The 15,835-nt window shown below is 63.0% G+C and carries 18 protein-coding genes and 1 other RNA gene; 7 read left to right on the top strand and 12 right to left on the bottom strand.

From position 1 onward, the window contains the following. Nucleotides 1-43: 43 nt before the first annotated feature. The 6 genes from QRN70_RS16770 to QRN70_RS16745 form a co-directional block, all read right to left on the bottom strand. Nucleotides 44-1,048: an extracellular solute-binding protein gene (locus tag QRN70_RS16770; RefSeq protein WP_285419074.1), complete on the bottom strand. Its 1,005-nt coding sequence runs from the start codon at nucleotides 1,046-1,048 to the stop codon at nucleotides 44-46. A gap of 244 nt (nucleotides 1,049-1,292) precedes the next feature. Beyond that, the gene (locus QRN70_RS16765; RefSeq protein WP_285419366.1) at nucleotides 1,293-2,510 is read right to left on the bottom strand and encodes a 2-octaprenyl-3-methyl-6-methoxy-1,4-benzoquinol hydroxylase; all 1,218 of its coding nucleotides are present in this window, start codon (nucleotides 2,508-2,510) and stop codon (nucleotides 1,293-1,295) included. 9 nt (nucleotides 2,511-2,519) lie between these two features. After that, complete coding sequence (locus QRN70_RS16760) at nucleotides 2,520-3,005, bottom strand: DUF4442 domain-containing protein (RefSeq protein WP_285419073.1); 486 nt, start codon at nucleotides 3,003-3,005, stop codon at nucleotides 2,520-2,522. Beyond that, nucleotides 2,998-4,185, bottom strand: a complete 1,188-nt coding sequence (gene ubiH, locus QRN70_RS16755; RefSeq protein ID WP_285419072.1) for a 2-octaprenyl-6-methoxyphenyl hydroxylase — start codon at nucleotides 4,183-4,185, stop codon at nucleotides 2,998-3,000. Before ubiH ends, QRN70_RS16760 begins: the two co-directional genes overlap by 8 nt. Then, the gene (gene pepP / locus QRN70_RS16750) at nucleotides 4,182-5,516 is read right to left on the bottom strand and encodes a Xaa-Pro aminopeptidase (protein ID WP_285419071.1); all 1,335 of its coding nucleotides are present in this window, start codon (nucleotides 5,514-5,516) and stop codon (nucleotides 4,182-4,184) included. Before pepP ends, ubiH begins: the two co-directional genes overlap by 4 nt. Before the next feature lie 26 nt (nucleotides 5,517-5,542). After that, nucleotides 5,543-6,097, bottom strand: a complete 555-nt coding sequence (locus QRN70_RS16745) for a YecA/YgfB family protein (RefSeq protein ID WP_285419070.1) — start codon at nucleotides 6,095-6,097, stop codon at nucleotides 5,543-5,545. 135 nt (nucleotides 6,098-6,232) lie between these two features. Between QRN70_RS16745 and QRN70_RS16740 the strand changes: the two genes are divergently transcribed. The 4 genes from QRN70_RS16740 (at nucleotide 6,233) to QRN70_RS16725 (ending at nucleotide 7,650) form a co-directional block, all read left to right on the top strand. Continuing rightward, nucleotides 6,233-6,442, top strand: coding sequence for a TIGR02449 family protein (locus tag QRN70_RS16740; RefSeq protein WP_285419069.1), 210 nt, complete (start codon nucleotides 6,233-6,235; stop codon nucleotides 6,440-6,442). Further along, the gene (locus tag QRN70_RS16735) at nucleotides 6,439-6,756 is read left to right on the top strand and encodes a cell division protein ZapA (protein ID WP_007967943.1); all 318 of its coding nucleotides are present in this window, start codon (nucleotides 6,439-6,441) and stop codon (nucleotides 6,754-6,756) included. Before QRN70_RS16740 ends, QRN70_RS16735 begins: the two co-directional genes overlap by 4 nt. Before the next feature lie 30 nt (nucleotides 6,757-6,786). Beyond that, nucleotides 6,787-6,965: non-coding RNA, 6S RNA (gene ssrS, locus QRN70_RS16730), on the top strand. A 79-nt stretch (nucleotides 6,966-7,044) separates the two neighbouring features. Then, nucleotides 7,045-7,650, top strand: coding sequence for a 5-formyltetrahydrofolate cyclo-ligase (locus QRN70_RS16725; protein WP_285419068.1), 606 nt, complete (start codon nucleotides 7,045-7,047; stop codon nucleotides 7,648-7,650). Nucleotides 7,651-7,685: 35 nt separating this feature from the next. Here the strand turns inward: QRN70_RS16725 and QRN70_RS16720 are convergent, their stop codons facing one another. Further along, entirely contained in the window at nucleotides 7,686-7,841 is a 156-nt protein-coding gene (locus QRN70_RS16720) for a hypothetical protein (protein WP_285419067.1), read from the bottom strand. Between the two features lie 196 nt (nucleotides 7,842-8,037). Here QRN70_RS16720 and QRN70_RS16715 point away from each other — a divergent pair, with 196 nt between their 5' ends. Next, nucleotides 8,038-8,490 carry an EVE domain-containing protein gene (locus QRN70_RS16715; protein WP_285419066.1) on the top strand — a complete coding sequence of 151 codons (453 nt, stop codon included), beginning with the start codon at nucleotides 8,038-8,040 and terminating at the stop codon, nucleotides 8,488-8,490. A 139-nt stretch (nucleotides 8,491-8,629) separates the two neighbouring features. Here the strand turns inward: QRN70_RS16715 and QRN70_RS16710 are convergent, their stop codons facing one another. Beyond that, nucleotides 8,630-9,037: a flagellar basal body-associated protein FliL gene (locus tag QRN70_RS16710; protein ID WP_285419065.1), complete on the bottom strand. Its 408-nt coding sequence runs from the start codon at nucleotides 9,035-9,037 to the stop codon at nucleotides 8,630-8,632. A gap of 150 nt (nucleotides 9,038-9,187) precedes the next feature. Here QRN70_RS16710 and QRN70_RS16705 point away from each other — a divergent pair, with 150 nt between their 5' ends. Continuing rightward, on the top strand, nucleotides 9,188-10,165 hold the full coding sequence (locus tag QRN70_RS16705; RefSeq protein WP_285419064.1) for an NADPH:quinone oxidoreductase family protein: 978 nt from the start codon (nucleotides 9,188-9,190) through the stop codon (nucleotides 10,163-10,165). Nucleotides 10,166-10,222: 57 nt separating this feature from the next. On the opposite strand, the gene QRN70_RS16700 is transcribed toward QRN70_RS16705, so the two are convergent. Next, the gene (locus QRN70_RS16700; protein WP_285419063.1) at nucleotides 10,223-10,831 is read right to left on the bottom strand and encodes a TonB family protein; all 609 of its coding nucleotides are present in this window, start codon (nucleotides 10,829-10,831) and stop codon (nucleotides 10,223-10,225) included. 323 nt (nucleotides 10,832-11,154) lie between these two features. Between QRN70_RS16700 and glpT the strand changes: the two genes are divergently transcribed. Further along, nucleotides 11,155-12,504, top strand: coding sequence for a glycerol-3-phosphate transporter (glpT, locus tag QRN70_RS16695; protein ID WP_285419062.1), 1,350 nt, complete (start codon nucleotides 11,155-11,157; stop codon nucleotides 12,502-12,504). Here glpT and QRN70_RS16690 read toward each other — a convergent pair. The 3 genes from QRN70_RS16690 to ubiD form a co-directional block, all read right to left on the bottom strand. After that, entirely contained in the window at nucleotides 12,480-13,148 is a 669-nt protein-coding gene (locus QRN70_RS16690; RefSeq protein WP_285419061.1) for a gamma-glutamylcyclotransferase, read from the bottom strand. The two genes, glpT and QRN70_RS16690, sit on opposite strands and share 25 nt — an antisense overlap. A 196-nt stretch (nucleotides 13,149-13,344) precedes the next feature. Further along, nucleotides 13,345-14,313 (bottom strand): CDP-6-deoxy-delta-3,4-glucoseen reductase, encoded by a 969-nt coding sequence (locus QRN70_RS16685; protein WP_285419060.1) that lies wholly within the window; start codon nucleotides 14,311-14,313, stop codon nucleotides 13,345-13,347. Then, entirely contained in the window at nucleotides 14,313-15,779 is a 1,467-nt protein-coding gene (gene ubiD / locus QRN70_RS16680) for a 4-hydroxy-3-polyprenylbenzoate decarboxylase (RefSeq protein WP_285419059.1), read from the bottom strand. The genes QRN70_RS16685 and ubiD overlap by 1 nt, the downstream gene beginning before the upstream one ends. Between the last annotated feature and the right edge of the window lie 56 nt (nucleotides 15,780-15,835).

The following is a 15,835-nucleotide window of genomic DNA, read 5'->3' as shown; positions in this document are numbered from 1 at the left end:
TGTGACGCTGCGCATCACGCTTGCAGCGATTCGACTCGCAGCGTCAGTTCCAACCCGCCCGATCCATCATGCGGATCGCTTCAGCCTGACGCTTGCCCGCCACTTCCACCGGCAACGTATCGGCTACGAACTGGCCCCATGCCGCGACTTCCTCGGAAGGCTTCACCGCCGGGTTGGCCGGGAATTCCTGGTTGACGTCGGCGAAGATCTTCTGCGCCTCAGGCGTAGTCATCCATTCCACCAGCGCCTTGGCCGCTTGCGGGTGGGGCGCATGCCGGGTCAGGCCGATGCCCGACAGATTGACGTGCACGCCGCGATCCGCCTGGTTCGGCCAGAACAGCTTCACCGGCAGCTGCGGCTTCTGCTGGTGCAGGCGCCCGTAGTAGTAGGTGTTGACGATGCCGACATCGCACTGCCCGGCGCTGATCGCTTCGAGTACCGCGACGTCGTCGGAGAACACGTCGGTGGACAGGTTGTTGACCCAGCCCTTGAGGATCTGCTCGGTTTTCTCCGCGCCGTGCACTTCGATTATGGTCGCGGTCAGCGACTGGTTGTAGACCTTCTTCGCCGTGCGCAGGCACAGGCGCCCTTCCCAGTTCTTGTCGGCCAGCGCTTCGTAGGTGGTCAGTTCGCCCGGTTGCACCCGCTCGGTGGAATAGGCGATGGTCCGTGCGCGCAGGCTCAGGCCGGTCCAGGCGTGGCTGGACGAGCGATATTGCGGGGGAATGTTGGCGTCGATGGTCGGCGAGGTGAACGGCTGCAGGATGCCCATCTGCTCGGCCTGCCAGAGGTTGCCGGCATCGACGGTGAGCAGCAGGTCGGCGGTGGCGTTCTCGCCCTCGGCCTTGATCCGCTGCATCAGCGGCGCTTCCTTGTCGGTGATGAACTTGATCTTCACCCCGGTCTTCGCGGTGTAGGCGTCGAACACCGGCTTGATCAGTTCGTCGATACGCGACGAGTAGACCACCACCTCATCGGCGGCCTGGGCGGCGGTGCTGCCGATCAGGGCCAGGGCCAGTGCGGTCAGAAGACGCTTGGGTGCCAACATGGGAGTGATCTCTCGGTCGGAAAAGGTGGGCCAAATGATAAGGACTCACATTTACCAGCTCAATCGAACACTTCCGCAAGGAGTTACCAGATGTTGCACAGCCCGAAACCTCTGGCGACCGAACCGGCGCCTTCGCGGGCAAGCCCGCTCCCACAGGGTCCCGGATGTACCAAAATTGGAGTTTCACACTGAACATTGTGGGAGCGGGCTTGCCCGCGAAGGCGCCGTCAGTCTCAACAAAGAACTAAGGTTTAGCCAGGACTGGAAGGTCACCGGTCAGTCCCAATGCTTCGCGCACGAACAACGCCTTGGCCTCCGGCATCTGTTCCACCAGCTTCAACCCGGCATTGCGCAACCAGCGCACGGGCAGCGGATCGGCCTGGAACAAGCGTTCGAAGCCCTCCATCGCCGCCATCAGCGCCAGGTTGTGTGGCATGCGTCGCCGCTCGTAGCGACTCAGCACTTTCACCTCGGCCAGGCGTTCGCCGCGCTCGAGCGCTTGCAGCAGCACCTCGGCGAGTACTGCGGCATCGAGGAAACCGAGGTTCACGCCCTGCCCGGCCAGCGGATGAATGGTGTGCGCGGCATCGCCGATCAGTGCCAGGCCCTCGGCCACATACCGCTTGGCATGGCGTTGGCGCAGCGGCACGCACAGGCGTGGATCGGCGCTGATGACCTCGCCCAGGCAACCTTCAAAGGCGCGCTCAAGTTCCGCGCAGAACGCCTGGTCGTCCAGCGCCATCAGCCGTTCGGCTTCGCCCGGCGTGGTCGACCAGACGATCGAGCACCAATCCTGCTGGCCATCGCGCTCCAGCGGCAGGAACGCCAGCGGCCCGTGATCGGTGAAGCGCTGCCAGGCGGTCAGCCGGTGCGGTTTGCTGCAGCGCACGCTGGTGACGATGGCGTGATGCAGATAGTCCCACTCGCGGGTGGCCACTCCGGTCAGACGACGCACCGCCGAGTTGGCCCCGTCCGCCGCGATCACCAGCGGCGCACGCAGGGTGCGGCCATCGGCGAGGGTCAGCAGCCAATCGTCGCCGGAGCGACGCATCTGCTCCAGGCGGGCGTTGGCCAGCAAGCCCAGATCACAAGCGTGCAAGCGCTCGAGCAAGGCATCCTGGACCACGCGGTTCTCGACGATGTGCCCGAGCACGTCGGCGTGCACGCTGCTGGCCGAGAAGTGAATCTGCCCGGTGCCGCTGCCGTCCCAGACGTGCATGTCGGTGTAGGGACTGCTGCGCCGCTGGACGATACCGTCCCAGACGCCGAGGCGCTCGAGGATGCGCTGGCTGGCGGCCGACAATGCGCTCACCCGCGGCTCGAACGGCGCGTTGCCAGCGAACGGTTTGACGCTCAACGGGCTGCCGTCGAGCAGCAGGACTTCCAGCCCGCTGCCCTGTAACGCCAGGGCCAGGGCACTGCCGACCATGCCGGCTCCGACAATCAGCACATCTGCGCGCATTTCCATGCTTTAGGCCTGTCTCGCTTGCGGCTTGAGCCGCACGTAAAGGGTTTTTCCGACCCGCGCCACCAGGTTGCCGGCGCCGTCATGAATGTCGACCTGCAACTGCGGCAGGTATTTCTCGCCGGTGGCGGTCTGCCGACGGATCTCGTCGAGCAGGGTGTCGTCGATGTGGAACCGGGCGAACACCGGGCCTTTGCCCGGCGCGATGAAATCGATGTCGGCCGCCTTGTCCCAGACGATGTAGCGCGGCCCGAGGTTCTCCATCAGCATCAGCATGTAGAACGGGTCGACCAGCGAGTACAGGCTGCCGCCGAACTGGGTGCCGACGTAGTTGCGGTTGTACCAGCCCAGCCCCATCGACACCTGGATATCGCGAAAGTCATCGCTGATGTGCCGCACCCGCACCCCGGCGCCGAGGTACGGCGGGTAGAGCGTCATCACCCAGCGCATCAGCCGCGCCTTGCCCAGCCTGGCGGTCAGCCACTCAAGCATCCGGCCGCGTCCCCAGCCCCATGGCCTGACGGGCGAACCAGCGCTTGGCCGGCGGCAGCAGGTCGAGGCCGAGCAGGCCGATGTTGCGCCCCAGCGAGACCAGCGGCTGGGTGCTGCCGAACAACCGCGTGACCTGATCGGAAAAGCCGACGGTGAGGTCCTGATCCAGACGCTGGCGCTCGCGATAGGCCTGCAACGTGGCGAAGTCGCCCAGCGGCTTGTCGCTGGCAAGCAACGCCGCGGCCAGCGCATCGGCATCGCGCAGCGACAGGTTGAAGCCCTGGCCGGCAATCGGATGCAGGCTGTGGGCGGCGTTGCCGAGCACGGCCAGGTGCGAGCGTACCTGCTCCTCGGCCTCGACCAGCGCCAGCGGATACAGATGCCGCGCGCCGACCTGTTTCAGCGTGCCGAGACGGTAGCCGAACACACCCTGCAGTTCGCTGAGGAAATCCCGTTCGCTGAGCTCGGCCAGTCGCTGCGCGTCCATCCCCAACCGGGTCCAGACCAGCGCGCAACGGTTTTCCGGCAGCGGCAGCAAGGCCATCGGCCCCTCGTCGGTGAAACGCTCGAAGGCCATGCCGTTGTGCGCTTCGCTCGGGGTGATGTTGGCGATCAGCGCGCTCTGGTTGTACGGGCGCTTGCGCACGTTGATGCCCAATTGCTCGCGCAGCCCCGAGCGGCCACCATCGGCGAGCACCGCGAGGTCGCATTCGAGCGTGGTTTCATCGTCGAGCGTCAGGCGGTAGCCATCCGGCAGCGGTTCCATGCGCGTGACTTGCGCCGGGCAGCGCCAGCTGATCACGCTGTTGTCGAGGTGCTGCCACAGGCACTGGCCGAGCCAGGCGTTTTCCACCACGTAGCCGAGTGCCGGGACGCCCTCTTCCATCGCCGACAGGCGCGCGGTGGAGAAGCGGCCACGGTCGGAGACGTGAATCTGCTTGATCGGCTCGGCACGGCGGGAGATTTCCTGCCACACGCCCAGCCGTTGATAAATCTGCCGCGAGCCGAAGGACAGCGCCGACGAGCGTGCGTCGTAGCTCGGCTGCCAGCTGTCGCCGGGGGCGAACGGCTCGATCAGGACGATGTTCCAGCCACGCGCCTTGGCCCCGGCTTGCAGGGCCAGGGCCAGGCTGGCGCCGACCAGACCGCCGCCAATGATTGCCAGATTGACCCGACTCATGCCGCGCGTGTCCGTGCTTGCGCCATCAGCGCTTCGATCTCGGCGACGGTTTTCGGCACGCCGCCGGTCAGGATTTCACAACCACTCTTGGTCACTACCACGTCATCCTCGATGCGCACGCCTATGCCGCGCCATTTCTTCGCTACGTTCTGATTGTCCGGGGCAATATAGATGCCCGGCTCCACGGTCAGCGCCATGCCGACCTCCAGCACGCGCCATTCGCCGCCCACCTTGTACTCGCCGACGTCATGCACATCCATGCCCAGCCAGTGGCCGGCGCGGTGCATGTAAAACGCCTTGTAGGCTTCGCTGGCGATCAATTCGTCGACCTCGCCGTGTAGCAAACCGAGTTTCACCAGCCCTGTGGTAATCACTCGAACCGTGGCTTCGTGCGCCTGGTTCCAGTGCTTGTTCGGAGCGATCTCGGCGAACGCGGCTTCCTGCGCGGCGAGCACCAGTTCATAGATCGCTTTCTGCTCGGCGGAGAACTTGCCGTTGACCGGCCAGGTACGGGTGATGTCGCTGGCGTAGCAGTCGATCTCGCAACCGGCGTCGATCAGCACCAGATCGCCGTCCCTGAGCAACGCGTCATTCTGCTGGTAATGCAGGATGCAGCTGTTGCGCCCGGCGGCGACGATCGAACCGTAGGCGGGCATTTTCGCCCCGCCCTTGCGGAATTCGTAGTCCAGTTCGGCTTCCAGGCTGTATTCGTAGAGCCCGGCACGACTGGCCTGCATCGCACGGATGTGGGCCTGTGCCGAAATCCGCGCGGCCTCGCGCATCACCTTCACTTCTGCCGCCGATTTATACAGGCGCATGTCGTGCAGCAGATGATCCAGGGCAACGAATTCGTTCGGTGGCTGGGCGCCCAGGTGCGCCTTGGAGCGGATCACGTTGATCCAGTCCATCAGGTGCCGGTCGAACTCCGGGTTGCTGCCCATCGCCGAATACACCCGGTCGCGGCCTTCGATCAGGCCCGGCAGGATGTCGTCGATGTCGGTGATGGGAAACGCGTCATCGGCACCGTAGTCGCGGATCGCCCCTTCCTGGCCGGCGCGCAGGCCGTCCCACAGCTCGCGTTCGGCGTTGCGTTCACGGCAGAACAGCACGTATTCGCCATGCTCGCGGCCGGGCATCAGGACGATCACCGCCTGCGGCTCGGGGAAACCGCTGAGGTACTGGAAATCGCTGTCCTGGCGGTAGACGTGCTCGACGTCGCGATTGCGGATGGCCACCGCGGCGGCGGGCAGGATGGCAATGCTGTTGGGTTCCATCTGCGCCATCAGCGCCTTGCGGCGCCGGCTGTATTCCGCTTTCGGGATATGGATCATGGGCAGATGGCGTTCCCTGGCAGCGATCAGTGCAGCGACGGTTTGGCCGGCGCTTCGTCGGCCTTCTTGGTTTCGGTGAACAGCAGCAGCGGCGCGACGCGCAGGTATTCCATGACTTCCATGTAGTCACTTTCGCCGTCGTCGGACTCTTCCAGCGCGTCCTGCACCTGGGCGATGGCGGCCAGGTCCTGGAGCACTTCGGTGGCCTCGGTGCTCAGCGCGTAGGCGCGGCGGGTCAGGCCGAAACCGGTGAGGAAACCCTGGCACCACTGGCCCAGGGCCGCGGCGCGTTCGGTCAGCGGCGTGTCGTCGGTCGGCAGCAGCAGGACCACCGTCATGTCGTCGCCGGTAAGCTCGCCCTTGACCATTTCCTGCAGGCCGATCAGGGCATTGCGCACGTTGTCTGCCGGTTCGCTTTCAAGCAGCTCGGCGGCATCGGCCAGCCAGCTGTCGACCTCGAAACCGGCGCCGGCGCAGCTGCGGCCGAGCAACAGGCCGTGCAGTTCGGCAGGCGAGACAGGATGACCGCTGGTCGACAGCAGGGTGGCAAAGGCTTGGTACGGAGAATTCTGAATGGGCATGGGCAGCTAGGCGCCAGACGGCGCTATGTCTAGAATGAAGGCCTTGTATCCTACATCGACAGACTCGCCAAGACTATTAAAGGCTGACTGCCAGCCCAGGCGCCTGCCACCCATCAGATGAATTCAGTGGACACAATGGAAGACACCGACCTGCAAGCGCTGATGGCCAGACTCGAAAAGCTGATTACCCGAGTCGAGCAACTAAAGAGTCAAAACGCACTCTTAGTAGCTCAGGAAAAGACCTGGCGCGAGGAACGCGCGCACCTCATTGAAAAAAACGAAATCGCCCGGCGTAAGGTCGAATCGATGATTTCGCGCCTCAAGGCCCTGGAGCAAGACTCATGAGTTCAAGCAATAGCGTTACCGTGCAGATCCTCGACAAAGAATATTCGATCATCTGCCCCCAGGAAGAGCGCAGCAATCTGGTCAGCGCCGCGCGTTACCTGGACGGCAAGATGCGCGAGATCCGCAGCAGCGGCAAAGTCATCGGCGCCGACCGCATCGCCGTGATGGCCGCGCTGAACATCACCCACGATCTCTTGCACAAAGAAGAGCGTCCGGACATCCAGGCCAGCGGCTCGACCCGTGAACAGGTGCGCGACTTGCTCGATCGTGTCGATCTGGTGCTGGCGGACGATCCGGACATCAGCAAGGGCTGATTCGTCGGGCCGCTTGAGGTATACTCGCCGCACTCCCTGGGGTGCTTGCCAGTTGACGATGTCCCTGAGCCGATTTGCACTACCCTGGGGGTTGCACGTTGGGCTGGTGTGCATGTCCGCCAGACGGAAAGCCTTAAAGCCTACTGCATCCTCCACCTTGAACTTTCGGGTTCAAGGGCTAAGTCGACAGCGGCTCATCCGGGGAGCCTGATTCGAATCCGATGCCGGTTTTGCCGGCATCGGATTTTTTATGCGTGCGTTTCCGCCCTCACCTGCCGAAGCCGAACCATGACCGAACCTGCGCTGCTGCCCCGTCCACAATTACGTCGTCTGTTGCGCAAGGCCCGGCGCTCGCTGACCCCGAGCGAGCAGCGCCAGGCTGCCCAGGGCCTGTACAGGCAACTGGCGCAACACCCGCAGTTCCGCCGCGCCCGGCACATTTCCCTGTATCTGCCCACCGACGGTGAAATCGATCCGCGCCTGCTGTTGCGCGCGGCCCAGCGGCGCGGCAAGGCCACCTACCTGCCGGTGCTCAGCGCCTGGCCGCGAACGAAAATGGTCTTCCAGCGCATTCGTCCCGGAGAAAAGCTCAAGCCCAACCGCTTCCGCATTCTCGAACCGCGTTCGAGCCTGGCGCGACAGCGCAAGATCTGGGCCCTGGATCTGGTGTTGTTGCCGCTGGTGGGATTCGATGACGTCGGCGGACGCCTGGGCATGGGCGGCGGCTTCTACGACCGCAGCCTGGCCTACCTCGCCCGCCGGCAGAGCTGGCGCAAGCCGACGCTGTTGGGCCTGGCCCATGAATGTCAGAAGGTCGAGCGCCTGGCGCAGGCGAGCTGGGACGTACCGTTGCAGGGCACGGTAACGGACAAGGCGTGGTATTTCGCGGGATAGGCGTCGCCGCGATCAGCGACGCCGGGAAGGCAGGTTCAGCGCTTGAACGCGCTCGACTGTTGTACCTGTTGCGCCACTTCAATCGGCGCATCGGCCTTGTTCGCCCACAGACTTTGCGCATAACCGGTGGTCACGACGCCGAGGCCGAACAAAATAACCAGTGTCCAGAGCAAATCCGGTTTGCGTTTCATCGATTGCCCCCCTCAAGGCACATCATCACGATGACAGCAGCGGTTTCCATGCGTAGCCGTGCAGCAGCGTCAAGCTTTAAAGGCCGGCATTTTGCGACAACGTGAACCGCTGCGCAAACGCTGACGTCAACCGACCGTCGGTTTGTCATAAAATTGCCCGACAACTTGCCCAATCACCCCGCGAGGAGCAAAACCCATGGCCTATTGGCTGATGAAATCCGAGCCCGACGAGCTCTCGATCAAAGGCCTGGAAAAGCTCGGCCAGGCGCGCTGGGACGGGGTGCGCAACTACCAGGCGCGCAACTTTCTGCGTGCGATGGCCGAGGGCGACGAGTTCTTTTTCTACCACTCCAGCTGCCCGGAGCCGGGAATCGCCGGTATCGGCAAAATCATCCGCGCCGCCTACCCGGACCCGACGGCACTCGAGCCGGACAGCCACTACTTCGACCCGAAAGCCACGCCGGAGAAAAATGCCTGGACCGCAATCGATGTCGCCCACGTCGAGACGTTCGCCCGGGTGCTGAAACTCGATTACCTCAAGCAGCAGGCCGCACTGGCCGAGCTGCCGCTGGTGCAGAAAGGTTCGCGACTGTCGGTGATGCCAGTGACGGCGCAGCAATGGGCGGCAGTGATCGCGCTCAAACCCTGAATAGTTGGGTGCTAGGCAAATGCAATCGCTGGCAAGCCAGCTCCCACAGGGACTTCCAGTGAACCCATAACCGTGGCCAGCCGAAAAGTCTGTGGGAGCTGGCTGGCCAGCGATGGGGCCGGCCAGGACAGCAGAAGACTTATTGAATGATCAGGTTGTTGAACAGCAGGTCCTCGACCACCGGCTTGCCGGTTTCGTCATTCATCACTTGCTGGGTCTGCTTCAGGGCTTCCTGACGCAGCTTCTCTTTACCCTCGATGCTGCCCATCGCCTCGGTCGACTGCTGGGTGAACAGCGCCACCAGTTGATTGCGGATCAGCGGCTCGTTGGCCTTGACCAGCTTGGTCGCTTCGTCGCCCGTCACCCGCAGGGCCACGTCGGCCTTGTAGACCTTGAGCTTCGGCGTGCCGTCCAGTCCGTAGTTGCCCACGAACGGCGGGCTCAGGGTGATGTAGTTGACCTTCGGCGCCTCGCCCTCTTTGGCTTCTTCGGCCAGCGCTGCCACAGGCAGAGACAGGGCCAGCAACAACATGATCCACGCTTTCACAATTCGCTCCTTATCCGGTTTGCGGCCTAGCATAACGACCCGCCGCGCAAGCACAAGCTTATGGGCGACTATCAGGGCCGGGCATGCTCGTTGACCCGTTGACTGCGACACCTACACTTATCGGCCATCACTCCCAAAGGAATAGCCCTGATGAAAGCCGTGCTGTGCAAAGCCTTCGGCCCTGCCGAATCGCTGGTGCTGGAAGACGTCGCCAGTCCTGTCGCGAAGAAGAACGAAATCCTGCTGGACGTGCACGCCGCCGGGGTCAACTTCCCGGACACGCTGATCATCGAGGGCAAATACCAGTTCAAACCGCCCTTCCCGTTTTCACCGGGTGGCGAGGCGGCCGGGGTGGTCAGCGCCGTGGGTGAAAAGGTCGGCCATTTGCAAGTCGGTGACCGGGTCATGGCCCTGACCGGCTGGGGCAGCTTCGCCGAGCAGGTCGCGGTGCCTGGCTACAACGTGCTGCCGATTCCGCCGTCGATGGACTTCAACACCGCCGCGGCCTTCAGCATGACCTACGGCACATCGATGCACGCCCTCAAGCAACGCGGCAACCTGCAACCGGGCGAGACCCTGCTGGTGCTCGGCGCTTCCGGCGGCGTCGGCCTGGCGGCCGTGGAGATCGGCAAAGCCATGGGCGCCCGGGTGATCGCCGCCGCCAGCAGCGCGGAAAAACTCGCCGTGGCCAAGGCTGCCGGCGCCGATGAATTGATCAACTACAGCGAAACCAGCCTCAAGGACGAGATCAAGCGCCTCACCGACGGCCAGGGTGCCGACGTGATCTACGACCCGGTCGGCGGCGACCTGTTCGACCAGGCTGTGCGCGCCATCGCCTGGAACGGCCGTCTGCTGGTCGTCGGTTTCGCCAGCGGACGCATCCCCGAATTCCCGGTCAACCTCGCCCTGCTCAAGGGGGCGGCGGTGGTTGGCGTGTTCTGGGGCTCCTTCGCCCAGCGCCAACCCCAGGACAACGCGGCGAACTTTCAGCAACTGTTCGGCTGGTTCGCCGAGGGCAAGCTGAAACCGCTGGTGTCGCAGGTCTATCCGCTGAGCAATGCGGCGCAGGCGATCAATGACCTCGGCCAGCGCAAGGCAGTGGGCAAGGTCGTGGTGCAAGTGCGCTGAGCCTGCCGGGCGGTTCGGGCCAACGTCTCGGATCGCCTCACCCGCGCGCTTTGGCAGTTACAGCAAGCGACGAATTTCTTCTGGGAGAAAACCGGCGAAATTGCTCATCGGCCGCTCCCGACAACGCACTACGACATCCGACACGCGGCGGTTGAGCTTGGCGATCAGCGCCAGGCGTTGTTCCGCCGGCAGCTGCTGCGGTGAAATCGTGTTGGTAAGGTAAGCACGGGTGTAATGGAACGGCAGCGCGTCGACCCACGCATCCTCCGCGGTTGCCGCCAGGTGCTCGTTGACCGAGCGGCACTTCAGCGCCTTGAGCCATTGATTGATGCCGGCAGGTGCCTTGAAGCGAAACGCCAGTGGCGCACGCACGTCCTGCGTCGCCGGCGTGTCGGCGGACACCGTCCACGGCTTGAACCGCCAGCGGCGGACCGCCGCCACGGCAGCGTCGGCCAACTGTGGATGATCGCTGTGCAGGACGCTGACCTCACTTACGGAGCCGTCGGCGTGGGCGATAAAGCTGACCTGCACATCGCCGGTGATCCCGGCGCGCTGCAATGTCCTCGGATACACCGGAGGAAGTGTGGACTCCGCTTCCAGGTTCATCTCGCCTGCCTGAATCTCCAGCGATACAACCCACAACAACACCAGCCACCACCCCTTCATACCCGCTCCCTTGCGATTGAGCCGCGCTTTCGACAATAGGCAAAGGGTAAGGCGTACAGCCTGGCCTGCCCATTCGGCGGCGTCCTGTTCCACTGAGGGACGTTTCCTATGGTCACGTGTTATTTCGCCGCGAAAATCCGCAGAAATCGGCCAAAGTAATTATTCCCACAACGTCCTGTTGTTATATCTGAGCGACATGTTCATAAAGGAACGCTCGACTTCCAACATTTCCGCTGTTTTGCCAATGCGAAGCGATGCTATTTTCGGTAACGAAACTGTAACATTCGCATCCGCAGTCAAAACAAGAAATTTGGAGCTCTTGAATGTTTGCTTTCTTTCGCCCTGCCGCACATCAGGCTCCGTTGCCTGAAGAAAAAATAGACAGTACCTACCGACGCCTGCGCTGGCAGATCTTCGCCGGTATCTTCTTTGGCTATGCGGGTTACTACCTGCTGCGCAAAAACTTCTCCCTGGCCATGCCGTACCTGATCGACGAGGGTTACACCCGCGGCGAGCTGGGTCTGGCGATGTCGGCCATCGCCATTGCCTACGGCCTGTCGAAATTCCTCATGGGCCTGGTGTCCGACCGTTCCAACCCGCGTTACTTCCTGCCGTTCGGCCTGTTGGTGTCGGCCGGGGTGATGTTCATTTTCGGCTTCGCGCCGTGGGCCACGTCCAGCGTGACCATGATGTTCATCCTGCTGTTCATCAACGGCTGGGCCCAGGGCATGGGTTGGCCGCCGAGCGGCCGCACCATGGTGCACTGGTGGTCGCAGAAGGAACGCGGCGGCGTGGTGTCGGTATGGAACGTGGCGCATAACGTCGGCGGCGGCCTGATCGGCCCGCTGTTCCTGATCGGCATGGGCCTGTTCAACGACTGGCACGCCGCGTTCTACGTGCCGGCTGCAGTGGCCCTGGCGGTGGCGGCGTTTGCCTTCATTACCATGCGCGACACCCCGCAATCGGTCGGCCTGCCGCCCATCGAGCAGTACAAGAACGATTACCCGGAAGGCTACGACGCCAGCCACGAAGACGAATTCAGCGCCAAGGAAATCTTCGTCAAATACGTGCTGCGCAACAAAATGCTCTGGTACATCGCCATGGCCAACGTCTTTGTCTACCTGCTGCGCTACGGCGTGCTGGACTGGGCGCCGACCTACCTCAAGGAAGCCAAGCACTTCGACGTCGACAAGACGTCATGGGCCTATTTCTTCTACGAGTGGGCGGGGATCCCGGGCACGCTGCTGTGCGGCTGGATGTCGGACAAGATCTTCCGTGGCAACCGCGGCCTGACCGGCATGGTGTTCATGGCGCTGGTGACCGTGGCGACCCTGGTCTACTGGCTGAACCCGGCCGGCAACCCGACCGTGGACATGATCGCACTGTTCTCGATCGGCTTCCTGATCTACGGCCCGGTGATGCTGATCGGCCTGCAGGCGCTGGAGCTGGCACCGAAGAAGGCCGCTGGCACGGCTGCCGGTTTCACCGGCCTGTTCGGCTACCTGGGCGGTTCGGTCGCGGCCAGCGCAGCGATGGGCTACACCGTCGACCATTTCGGCTGGGATGGTGGTTTCGTGTTGCTGGTGGGCGCTTGCCTGCTGTCGATGGCGTTCCTCGCCCCGACCCTGTGGCACAAGCAGGTCGCCAGTCAGAGCCGCGAAGCGATCGCCTGATCGACTTTTGACTTACAGCGCTTGAGCCGCGCCTCCAGATTGCGGTCTGGCATGGCGTGGCTGCGCAGGGCATGAACGGTCTGCTCGACATAATCGCGAGTCGTGCCGTACCGCCCGCAAGCGCTTTCGAACACCTGGCTCAGCACATGATCCGGCAGATTGCCGGCATAGCTGGGCAGGTGTCGTTCCAGGACAAATCCCAACGCCTGTACCTGAGTGCCATCCTCGAGCCGGCAATTGAGCCAGTGCGGGCGATAGGACGGGAACGGCATCTCGCGTTTCCACAAGGCATACAGCGCAGTGTCGAGATTGTCTTGCGGCAACCGGTAGGCGAAGCCGCTGCAGGAACCGCCCCGATCCAGACCAAAGACCAGCCCGGGCATCTCCGGCGTGCCGCGATGTTCGTGAGACCACAGGTACAAGCCGCGATGATAGCCATGTACTCGTGCGCGTACGCGCTCCACCGCCGTGCATTCCGGCCGCCAGATCAGCGAACCGTACGCAAACAGCCACACCGGCCCGCCCTTGTGGCGCGCCATGGTCGATTGCATGGAGGCGAGAAGTTGTTCGTGCGTCAGCTGCGGCCCAAGATCGAGCCGCGGAGGGTAAGCGAGATTCAACAAACCGTTTTCAATGGCGCTCATGGCGAATAGCGTTCAGCTCCCCGCGGGTGAAGAATTACTTAATAGAACGCACCGCTGTAACAATAAGGCACATATGTTTTAAGGCAATTTAAGTGCCATGGCACATTTATTAATTAATTGCCTCATTGATATATAACCTACCGGTATTTATGCAATTACATAAATACCGATCGGCTATATGGAGAGTTATAAAGACTCAGCCGCGCGGTGCGTAGGCGAAGACGTCGGCGCGCATCTGATGCGCGTCCATGCCCGCCTCGACCAGCGCATCGAGGGTGCCATAGACCATCGCCGGCGAGCCGCTGGCGTAGACGTGCAGCGGTTTGAGATCGGGGAAATCCTCGCACACCGCTTCATGCAGCATGCCGCAGCGCCCTTCCCAGCCGCATTGATCGCTGACCACTTTGTGCAGGAACAGATTGGGCAGCTTCAACCACTCGTGCCAATGTTCGATCTGGTAGAAGTCTTCCGGACGCCGCACGCCCCAATACAGATGTACCGGGTGCTTGAAGCCGTTGGCGCGGCAATGTTCGATGAGGCTGTGGATCTGACCCATGCCGGTGCCGGCGGCGATCAGCACCAGCGGTCCGTCCGGCAGTTCGGCGAGATGAGTATCGCCGAACGGCAGCTCGACACGCACCAGCGGGTTGCGCTGCAACTGCTCGATCAGGCTCAGCGCACTGCTTTCGCGCGCCAGCACGTGGATTTCCAGGTCGCGCCCGCTGTGCGGTGCCGAGGCCATGGAGAACGCCGATTTTTCGCCGCTCTCGCGCTCGATCATCAGGTACTGCCCGGCGTGATAGCGCGGCGGTTTGCCGGCCGGCGCGCGCAGGCGCACGCGCCAGGTGTCGCCGCCGACGTCCCGGCATTCGATGACCTGACACGCCAGGCTGCGCACCGGCAATTCTCCCAGGGCGAGCACGCCATCCCACAGCACGATGCAGTCTTCCAGCGGCTCGGCCAGACAAGTGTAGAACTCGCCGTGGTCGTGCACCTTGCCGGCCTGTTCGACCCGGCCCTCCACCAGCAGCGCCGCGCACACATGGCAATTGCCGTTGCGGCAGCTCTGCGGGCATTCATAGCCCAGGCGCCGCGCTCCATCGAGAATCCGCTCGCCGGGCCGTATCTCAAGCACGGCTCCGGAGGGCTGCAAAGTTACACGCATCAATCTATTCCTAACTGATTCCAGATGGCATCGATCCGTTGGGTAACGGCGTCATCCTTGACGATTACCCGGCCCCACTCGCGAGTGGTTTCACCGGGCCATTTATGCGTGGCATCGAGCCCCATTTTCGACCCCAGGCCGGAAATCGGCGAGGCGAAATCAAGGTAGTCGATCGGCGTGTTGTCGATCATCACCGTGTCGCGCTTGGGATCCATGCGCGTGGTGATGGCCCAGATCACGTCGTTCCAGTCGCGGGCATTGATATCGTCGTCGGTGACGATAACGAATTTGGTGTACATGAACTGTCGCAAAAACGACCAGACCCCGAGCATCACGCGCTTGGCATGCCCCGGATACGACTTCTTCATCGTTACCACGGCCATGCGATACGAGCAGCCTTCCGGCGGCAGGTAGAAATCGGTGATCTCCGGGAACTGCTTCTGCAGGATCGGTACGAACACTTCGTTCAGCGCCACGCCAAGGATCGCCGGCTCATCCGGCGGCCGCCCCGTGTAGGTGCTGTGGTAGATCGGCTTGATCCGGTGGGTGATGCGCTCGACGGTGAATACCGGGAAGCTGTCGACTTCGTTGTAGTAACCGGTGTGGTCGCCGTACGGGCCTTCGTCGGCCATTTCGCCGGGATGGATCACCCCTTCGAGGATGATTTCGGCGGTGGCCGGGACTTGCAGGTCGTTGCCGCGGCACTTCACCAGCTCCGTGCGGTTACCGCGCAAGAGACCGGCGAAGGCGTATTCGGACAGGCTGTCGGGCACCGGTGTCACCGCGCCGAGGATGGTCGCCGGGTCGGCGCCAAGGGCCACGGACACCGGGAACGGCTGGCCCGGATGTTTCTCGCACCATTCGCGGTAATCCAGCGCGCCGCCACGATGGCTGAGCCAGCGCATGATGACTTTGTTGCGGGCGATCACTTGCTGGCGGTAGATGCCGAGGTTCTGCCGCTCTTTGTTCGGTCCCTTGGTGACGGTCAGGCCCCAGGTGATCAGCGGACCGACGTCGCCGGGCCAGCAGGTCTGCACCGGCAGCATCGCCAGGTCGACGTCGTCGCCTTCGATGACCACTTCCTGGCACACCGCGTCTTTGACGACTTTCGGCGCCATCGAGATGATCTTGCGGAAGATCGGCAGTTTCGACCACGCGTCCTTCAAGCCCTTGGGCGGCTCAGGCTCCTTGAGGAACGCCAGCAGCTTGCCGATCTCGCGCAGTTCACTGACCGACTCGGCACCCATGCCCATGGCCACCCGCTCGGGGGTGCCGAACAGGTTGCCGAGCACCGGAATGTCATGCCCGGTCGGCTTTTCGAACAGCAGCGCCGGGCCCTTGGCCCGCAAGGTGCGGTCGCACACCTCGGTCATTTCCAGCACCGGCGAAACGGGAATCTGGATGCGTTTCAACTCTCCGCGCTGCTCAAGCTGCTGCACGAAATCCCGAAGATCCTTGAATTTCATTGACGATGGCACCCTCAAAATAGGCGTACATCCTACCTGCTATGCCGGCCTGTGGC

The organism is Pseudomonas sp. efr-133-TYG-5 (assembly GCF_030209175.1).
GTDB lineage: Bacteria > Pseudomonadota > Gammaproteobacteria > Pseudomonadales > Pseudomonadaceae > Aquipseudomonas.
Note: the sequence above shows the minus strand (reverse complement) of the source record. Positions and strands in the feature narration are given on the sequence as shown.